Annotated in this window: 5 protein-coding genes and 1 riboswitch; of the genes, 1 reads left to right on the top strand and 4 read right to left on the bottom strand. The window is 68.1% G+C overall.

Annotated features, from left to right (window positions below):
- From cobN to ACH107_RS27355, 4 genes are all read right to left on the bottom strand, one after another.
- A partial coding sequence (cobN, locus tag ACH107_RS27370) for a cobaltochelatase subunit CobN (protein WP_412508846.1) occupies positions 1-2,461 on the bottom strand: 2,461 nt, incomplete at its 3' end.
- A 75-nt stretch (positions 2,462-2,536) separates the two neighbouring features.
- On the bottom strand, positions 2,537-2,989 hold the full coding sequence (locus ACH107_RS27365) for a GNAT family N-acetyltransferase (protein WP_412508845.1): 453 nt from the start codon (positions 2,987-2,989) through the stop codon (positions 2,537-2,539).
- Positions 2,989-4,047: a cobalamin biosynthesis protein CobW gene (gene cobW / locus ACH107_RS27360; protein WP_412508844.1), complete on the bottom strand. Its 1,059-nt coding sequence runs from the start codon at positions 4,045-4,047 to the stop codon at positions 2,989-2,991. The genes ACH107_RS27365 and cobW overlap by 1 nt, the downstream gene beginning before the upstream one ends.
- Before the next feature lie 78 nt (positions 4,048-4,125).
- Complete coding sequence (locus tag ACH107_RS27355; protein WP_412508843.1) at positions 4,126-4,770, bottom strand: HupE/UreJ family protein; 645 nt, start codon at positions 4,768-4,770, stop codon at positions 4,126-4,128.
- A gap of 116 nt (positions 4,771-4,886) precedes the next feature.
- Positions 4,887-5,111, bottom strand: a riboswitch (cobalamin riboswitch).
- Positions 5,112-5,370: 259 nt separating this feature from the next.
- Between ACH107_RS27355 and ACH107_RS27350 the strand changes: the two genes are divergently transcribed.
- Positions 5,371-7,950: chromosome segregation SMC family protein (locus ACH107_RS27350; protein ID WP_412508842.1), on the top strand; the 2,580-nt coding region annotated here is incomplete at its 3' end.

The following is a 7,950-nucleotide window of genomic DNA, read 5'->3' as shown; positions in this document are numbered from 1 at the left end:
GACGGGACCGCCAGCACGACAAGGCCGCGCGCGCTGTATTTCTCGTGGAGGGCCTGCAGCCCTTCGTACTGGCCAGTACCCGCAGGAGCCCGCTGGCGAGGATCTCCAGCCGTTCGACGGTATCGCCGGTGCTGCGCCACGGCGCCGTGTCCAGCTCGGCCAATGTACCGGGGCGTGGCCCCGTCCACGCCGTGGCCATGTCGCAGTCGAGCGGGTCGAACCCGAGGCCGAGGTCATCGGCCAGCGCGCGAATGAGCGAGGCGTCGCCGCCCTCGCCCTGTCCGCGCGGCACGCGGGCGAGCGCGATGGCGAGGTCGGTGGCCTGCCGCCCGGCAGGCGACTGGCCGAAGACATGGAGGCCATCGCGGATCTGCGCCTCCTTCAGCTCGCAAAGATAGGCATCGAGCCTCGCGAGGTCGCTTTCCTCGTCCTCGCCGGCCATGCCGACATCCTTGTCCAGCCCTGTCGTGGCGGTGAGTGACAGGATTTCGCGGCGCAGATGCTCGATCCGGCGGGGGTCGACGCCCGCGGCCTCGTAATACTCGTCGACGAGCGCCTCGAGATCGCGCAAGGGCCCATAGGTTTCCGCACGGGTGAGGGGCGGGGTCAGGTGATCGATGATCACCGCCTGCGCGCGCCGCTTGGCCTGCGTGCCCTCGCCTGGGTCATTGACGATGAACGGGTAGACGTGCGGCGTGGGGCCGAGCGCCGCCTCGGGCCAGCATTCCGATGACAGCGCCAGCGCCTTTCCGGGCAACCATTCGAGATTGCCGTGCTTGCCCATGTGCACGATCGCGTCGGCGCGCAACTGGTTACGCAGCCAGAAATAGAAGGCCAGGTAGTTGTGCGGCGGCACCAGGTCGGGCGAATGGTAGGTGTCGGTCGGATCGATGTTGTAGCCCCGTGCCGGCTGCAGGCCGACAACCACGTTGCCGAACTGCAATACAGACAGAGCGAAATGCCCGCAATCCACCTCACCGGGGATATGGAACGGGTCGCTTTCGGGTGGGCCCCAGCGGCTTTCGACGGCCTCGCGGAGCGCCCAGGGCAGTTGGTCGTAGTCGATCTGGTAATCGGCCATGGACATCTGCACGCCGCCCTGCCGGTCTGCGCGGTCCGTCAGCCAGTTGGTGGGCCCGGCCATGAGGCGCTGCATCAGCGCGTCGCTGTCGGCGGGCGGGTCCATGACGCGATAGCCCGCCTCGCCGAGCAGGGACAGGGCATGGACGGTGGCGGCGGGCGTGTCGAGCCCGACACCGTTGGCAAGGCGGCCGTCCTTGTTGGGGTAGTTGGCGAGCACGAGCGCCACGCGACGGTCGGCCTCGGGCGTATGGCGCAGACGGGCCCAGTTGGCCGCCAGACGCGCAACGAATTCGACACGGTCGCCCTGCGCGCGATAGGTCGCGACGGGGCATTGCGTGGCGTCGTCGAAGAAGGCTTCGTCCTTGAAGCTGACCGCGCGGGACAACAGGCGGCCATCGACCTCGGGCAGGGCCACGTTCATCGCGATGTCACGGGCCGAGAGACCGTTGAGGCCGCTTTGCCATGCCTCCTCGGACGAGGCGGCTAGCACCACCTGCAGAACCGGCGCCTCGTTCGCGGCGGACAGGGTAAGCGGGTTTTGCGGGCCGTCGTCACCTTCATGCGGGGAGCCCACCGCGAAGGACGTGCAATTGAGAATGACCGACGGTGGCGCCGCGGTGAACAGGTGATCGAGCGTGGCGGTCGAGACCGGATCCTTGAGCGAGGCGACGAAAACCGGCAGCGGGTTGAGCCCCGCGCGCAGGAGAGATTTCGTCAGGCGGTTAATAGGGTTGAGCCCCGCACCCTGTACCAGCGCGCGGTAGAAGATGAGCGGAACCACGGGTTGCCCCTCGGTCCAGGCCGCGCGGGCCGCGCCGATGTCGGCCACGCCGGCGCCGGGCCAGTACACCCCGGCGCGCAACAGCGGGCTGGCCGCTGCCGGTTTGTCGGTGCCGTCGAGCATGGCCTTTGCGTAGGCAAGGAAACCGGTGGCGTTTTCCGGCCCCCCTTCGACGAGGTAGGCCCACAGCGCGTCGTAATCCTCGTCGGTAATGGTGGAAAGGCGGCGCAGCTCCGCGTCGGGCTTGTCGTCGCCTGGCAGCAGCGCGAGCGGGACGCCCGCCTCGTGGCATCGCGCGGCGTATTGCTCGACTCCGTATTTCCAGTAGCCGGTGCCCCCCAGAACCCGTGCGATGACCAGCCGGGACTGCGTGGCGCAGTTGTCCAGATGCAGGTCCACCGACATCGGGTGCTGCAGGTGGGTGAGGTTGGCGAGGCGCAGGGAGGGCGGCGCGGCCATCTCGCCGCGCGCGGTGCTGAGCGCGGCCAGCTCTGTGTCGGCCGCGGAAACGAAGACGACGTCGGCCGGTGTCTGGCCGGGGTCGACAGGTTCCGTCCCGTCGTCTATGGCGCCGGGGGTGGCGGCGAGAAGGTGCATCAGGATCGTGCCTTTCGCTTGGCCGGGATGACGCGGCAGCCCATGGCGGCATGAAACCGTCTCATGGGGCGTGCCCTATCCCAGCGGCTTTTCCATGAAGACGCTTGTTTCGTTCGGCGCGTAGGTGCCGAAGATGCCGCGCCGTTTGAAATCGTGGCGTTCGTAGATGCGAATCGCGGCCGCCAGCGTCTCGGCCGTTTCGAGACGCAGTGCCGGCAGCCCGAGATCGCGGGCCTGATCCTCGATCTGGCGCAGGATCGCGTCGGCCACGCCCCTACCGCGCGCTTCGGGCGCGGTGAACATGGATTTCACCTCGCCATAGCCGTCCTCGACGGTGAGCGCGCCGGTGCCGAGGGTTTCGTGGCCGTCGCGCGCGGCAAAGAAATGGACGCCGGGCGCCGCCAGCGCCTCGACATCGAGGAAATAATTGTCCTCGGGCGGAAAGAGTGCGCGCATCAGGTCATGGCTTGCCGCAAGCAGCGCGCGCGCCGCGGGCGCACGCGGGTCGGCCGGTTCCACGATGAGCATCAGGCACAGAGCGCGGTTTCGATCGCGGCGCGGTCGAGCCCGGCCTGACCGATCACGACAAGGCGCGTCTCGCGCGCGTCGGTGCCGAAGGGCCGGTCGAAATAGCTGTCCACCCGCGGCCCGACGGCCTGAAGGGTGAGGCGCATGGGCTTGCCCGATACCGCGGCAAAGCCCTTGAGGCGAAGGATGTCGTGCGCCCTGATCACGTCGGCCAGCGTCTCGGCGAAGGCCGCCGGATCGGTGATTTCCGAGCGGGTGACGACGAAACTCTCGAATTCGTCGTGATCGTGATCATGGTGATGATGATCATCATCGTCGTCGTGGTGATGATGGTGATGCAGCTCGTGCCGTGCGGAAATGTCGGATTCGGCCCCGTTGCCTTGCCCGAGCAGCACGTCGACCGGCAGCGCCCCCATCGTGGACTTGACGACCTGCACCCCGTCGCGACTGTCCGTCTTGAGCCGGGTCAGGAGAGCTTCCGAATCGTCGTCCGACAGCAGGTCGGCCTTGTTGACGACGATCATGTCGGCGCAGGCGACCTGATCGGCGAAAAGTTCTGACAGCGGTGTTTCGTGATCAAGGTTTTGGTCCTGGGCACGCTGCGCGTCCACGGCGGCCGTGTCATGCGCGAAACGGCCATCGCTGACGGCCTTGCCGTCGACCACCGTCACAACACTGTCAACGGTGACGCGTGTCGAAATCTCGGGCCAGTTGAACGCCCGGACCAGCGGTTGCGGCAGCGCGAGCCCGGAGGTCTCGATGACGATGTGATCGGGCGTGTCGTCACGTTCGATCAGTTTTTTCATCGTCGGCACGAAATCCTCGGCGACGGTGCAGCAGATGCAGCCGTTGCTGAGTTCCATCACGTCGTCGTCGGCGCAGCCCTCGATCCCGCATCCCTTCAGGATGCCGCCATCCACGCCCAAGTCGCCGAACTCGTTGATGATGAGCGCGATGCGGCGGCCGTTGGCGTTTTCCAGCATGTGACGAATGAGCGTCGTCTTGCCGGCACCCAGAAAACCGGTGACCACGGTCGCGGGTATCTTGCTGTTGTTCATTGCGGTACCTGGTGGAGTTGGAAAGCTGAAAATGGAAAGGACGGCCCACCGGGGCCGCCCTCGGAAATGCGTGACCCGTCAGCCCGAGATCATTGCCACGAGCGGACCTTCGGCGATTTCCAGCGTCAGGAACAGGCCCACGCCGGCGACAGTCGCCCCGACGAGGCGGGCGTTCACGGCAGCCGCTTCGCGTGCGCCCAGCACCTTCTCGGTCACCCAGCCGGCGGCGATCGCGATGGCGTACTGGATCACGCCGAGGCCGATCAGGTACCCGCCGAGGACGGCCACGTTCACGCCGCCTTCCTGCGCGGCGATGCTGTTGCCGAAGGCGGACCCGTGGAAAAGACCGAACGCCGCGAACACCGCGACCGCCGTTCCCGCGCCGAGGGCACGACCGGAGAGCACGACACCGCCGACGGCCAGCAGCGACAGGGCGATGACGGCTTCCTTCATCGGCAGGCCGATCCCGGCATACATGAGCGCGCAGCCTGCGAGCATCGCGGCGATGTAGCCTGCCGGCGCGAGGTAACGCTGCGCGGTAAAGAGCGCCGCGACACCCATCGCGATGACGAAAAACATGTGGTCGAAGCCCAGAACCGGGTGACCGAAACCCGACAGAAGGCCGTGGCTGAAGGTTTCCATGGTCATGCCGCCCAGCGGATGGTGGGCAAGCGCGGGCGTCGCGATGGCGCTGGCGGTTGCTATGGCGAGTATCTTTTTCATTTTACTGTCCCCTTCGGGTTGTTCTGTTTGAAGGGGGTATCGTGAGGGGCCATCAGGCGTGGTCCATACCTGGCTTCCCCCCAACGGATCACCCCGTCCGTTGTTTCCGGGTCGGGCGCGGGCGCCCGATGCGAGGCTGGTCTCCTGGCTCGCGGGTCGTTGCGGGCACCTGCCTTCCCGGGGGTGCATGCCCCAGTGGCTTTGTGGTGCACGCTCTCCGCATACAGTCGCGGGGGCGGCTGACGCATGGGCGCCCGGGATGGGTCCGCCGTCACGTCATTCCCATTTCATCCCCGAGGCGCTTTGCACCATCACGGGGAACCTTGCACCACGGGTATGGCGGCGGACGCCGCGACCGTCAAGGTGATTTGCGACATCGAAACGGCCCGCTGCGGCGTCGATCCCGCGTCTGGCAGCCTGTTGCGACGACCGGGAAAAGGCTTGACCGCTCCGGCAAGATACCGCGCGAGCCCCGGAAAATTCGCAATATCTTGTGGATAAATGGCTTGTACAGGCGATATGCGGGGTACCGCCGTTGACAGGCGCGTTCAGGCTTCGTCTAATCCGGTACCAAGTTGAATCATGCGGGCCGGGGGCTTCGTGCAGTTCACCAGACTCAGACTGACCGGGTTCAAGAGTTTCGTCGATCCGACGGACCTGCACATCGGGGACGGGCTGACCGGTGTCGTCGGACCGAACGGGTGCGGCAAGTCGAATCTGCTCGAGGCGCTGCGTTGGGTCATGGGCGAGACCCGGCCCAAGGCGATGCGCGGCGGCGGCATGGAGGATGTGATCTTTGCCGGCGCGGCCTCGCGCCCGGCGCGCAACTTCGCGGAAGTCAGCATCCACATCGACAATGCCGACCGGTTGGCGCCGTCGGGGTTCAACGAGTCCGATCACCTCGACATCGTGCGCCGCATCACGCGTGATGTCGGCAGTGCCTACAAGGCCAACGGCAAGGAGGTGCGAGCGCGGGACGTGCAGATGCTGTTTGCCGACGCCTCGACGGGGGCGCATTCGCCGGCGCTCGTGCGGCAGGGGCAGATCGCCGAGCTGATCAACGCCAAGCCCAAGGCGCGTCGCCGCATACTCGAAGAGGCGGCGGGCATTTCGGGGCTGTACCAGCGGCGGCACGAGGCCGAGTTGAAGCTGAAGGGCACCGAGCAGAACCTCGCGCGGGTGGAAGACGTGATCGAGCAGCTTGCCGGTCAACTTGCGCAATTGGCGCGGCAGGCCAAGCAGGCGGCGCGCTACCGCGAGATCGGCGAGGCGTTGCGGCAGGCCGAGGGGTTGTTGCTGTATCGCCGCTGGAAGGAGGCCGACGCGGCGCGCCAAACGGCCGAAGCCGGGTTGCAGGAGCGCACCACGGCCGCCGCGCAGGCCGAAGCGGCAGCGCGGGATGCGGCCTCGCGGCGCATGACGGCCGACGAGGCATTGCCACCCCTGCGCGAGGAAGACGCGATCGCGGCGGCCGTCCTGCAGCGTTTGCAGGTCGAACGGGACACGCTGGCCGAGCAGGAGAGCGCCGCGCGCGACCGGATCGAGACATTGGAGCGCCGGATCGAGCAATTGGCCCATGACATCGAGCGTGAGGAAAGCCTCAACCGCGATGCCGGTGAAACTATCGCCAAGCTGGAGTGGGAGGCGTCCGAACTGGAGAAGGCCGCCCAGGGCCATGTGGCCAAGTTGGAGGCCGCCGCCGCCGAGGCCAAGGATGCCGCGCAGATCCTGCAGGATCGCGAAACCGACCTGAGCCAGTTGACCGAGGATGTGGCGCGGTTGTCGGCCCGGCACCAATCCGCGCAGCGACTGGTGGCTGACAACCGAAAAACACTGGAAAAATCTGAAGCCGAGGCCGCGCAGGCACGCGAGGCGGCGCAGGGTTCGCAGGCCGCGCTGGAAAAGGCGGGGCGGGAATACGAGGCCGCGCAGGCGGCGGAGGCGCAGGCTGTCGCGACCGCGCGCAATGCCGAGGAAACGCTGGCCGAGGCCGACGCGGCGCGCGCCGAGACGCAGGCACGCGAGGCCGAGGCGAGGGGCGAAAGGTCTGAAGCCGAAGGCGAGGTCAACGCGCTGTCGGCGGAGGTCTCGGCGCTGGCCCGGCTCGTTGACCGGGACACCGACGCGGGTGGACAGATCATGGACCGGCTCAATGTCGCGCCGGGTTATGAAAAGGCCTTGGGCGCGGCATTGGCCGATGATCTGCGCGCCCCGGAGGTCGAGGCGGACGGCCCGACCGGGTGGGCCCAGTTGCCCGGATACCCGGCCGCGCAGCCATTGCCCGAGGGTGTCGTGGCGTTGTCATCGCAGGTGACCGTGCCCGAGGTGCTGGCGCGGCGGATGGCGCAGATCGGGCTGGTGGACGCCGGGGACGGGCCGCGGTTGCAGGCGGCGTTGAAGCCGGGTCAGCGGCTGGTCAGCATGGAAGGCGACCTGTGGCGATGGGACGGTTACCGGTCTTGGGCCGAGGACGCGCCCTCGGCCGCCGCGCTGAGGCTGGAACAGCTCAATCGTCTGGAGGAATTGAAACAGCAACTCGCCCATGCCACGGCCCGCGCCGAGGGCGCATCGGCGGCGCACGAGGCGCTGCGCGCGCGCCTGTCGGAGCTCACGCAAGCGGATACGCGCGCGCGGGAAGCGCGCCGCGCCGCCGATGCCGCGGTGAACGAGGCGAACCGGGCGCTGAGCCGGGCGGAGGCGGATCGCAACCTCGCGCAGTCGCGGCTGGAGTCGCTGGGCCTTGCCGTGACGCGCCACGAGGCGGAGGCGCTGGCCGCGCGCAAGGCGCTGGCCGAGGCGGAGGCGGCACAGGGCGATCTGGGCGATCTGGACGCCGCCCGCGCCGGGGTTGAAGAGGTCAAGCTGGCCGTCGAGGCCGCGCGGATGACGATGATGACCAAGCGGTCGGCCCACGACGAGCTGCGCCGGGAGGGTGAGGCGCGGACCAAGCGCGCGCAAGAGGTGGCCAAGGAGCTGAGCGGCTGGCGCCACCGCCTCGAGACGGCTGAAAAGCGCGGCGCGGACCTGACGGAGCGCAAGCAGGCCGCGGAGGAGGAACTGGCGCAAGCCGTCGCCGTTCCCGGGGACCTGTCGGACAAGCGGGCCGATCTGGCCAGCCGGATCGCGACCGCCGAGGCCCGCCGGGCCGAGGCGGCCGACGCGTTGAGCCGGGGCGAGGCC

This window comes from Roseovarius halophilus (ex Wu et al. 2025) (assembly GCF_047086965.1).
The sequence above is the reverse complement of the archived record's forward strand: the minus strand, read 5'-3'. Positions and strand labels throughout refer to the sequence as shown.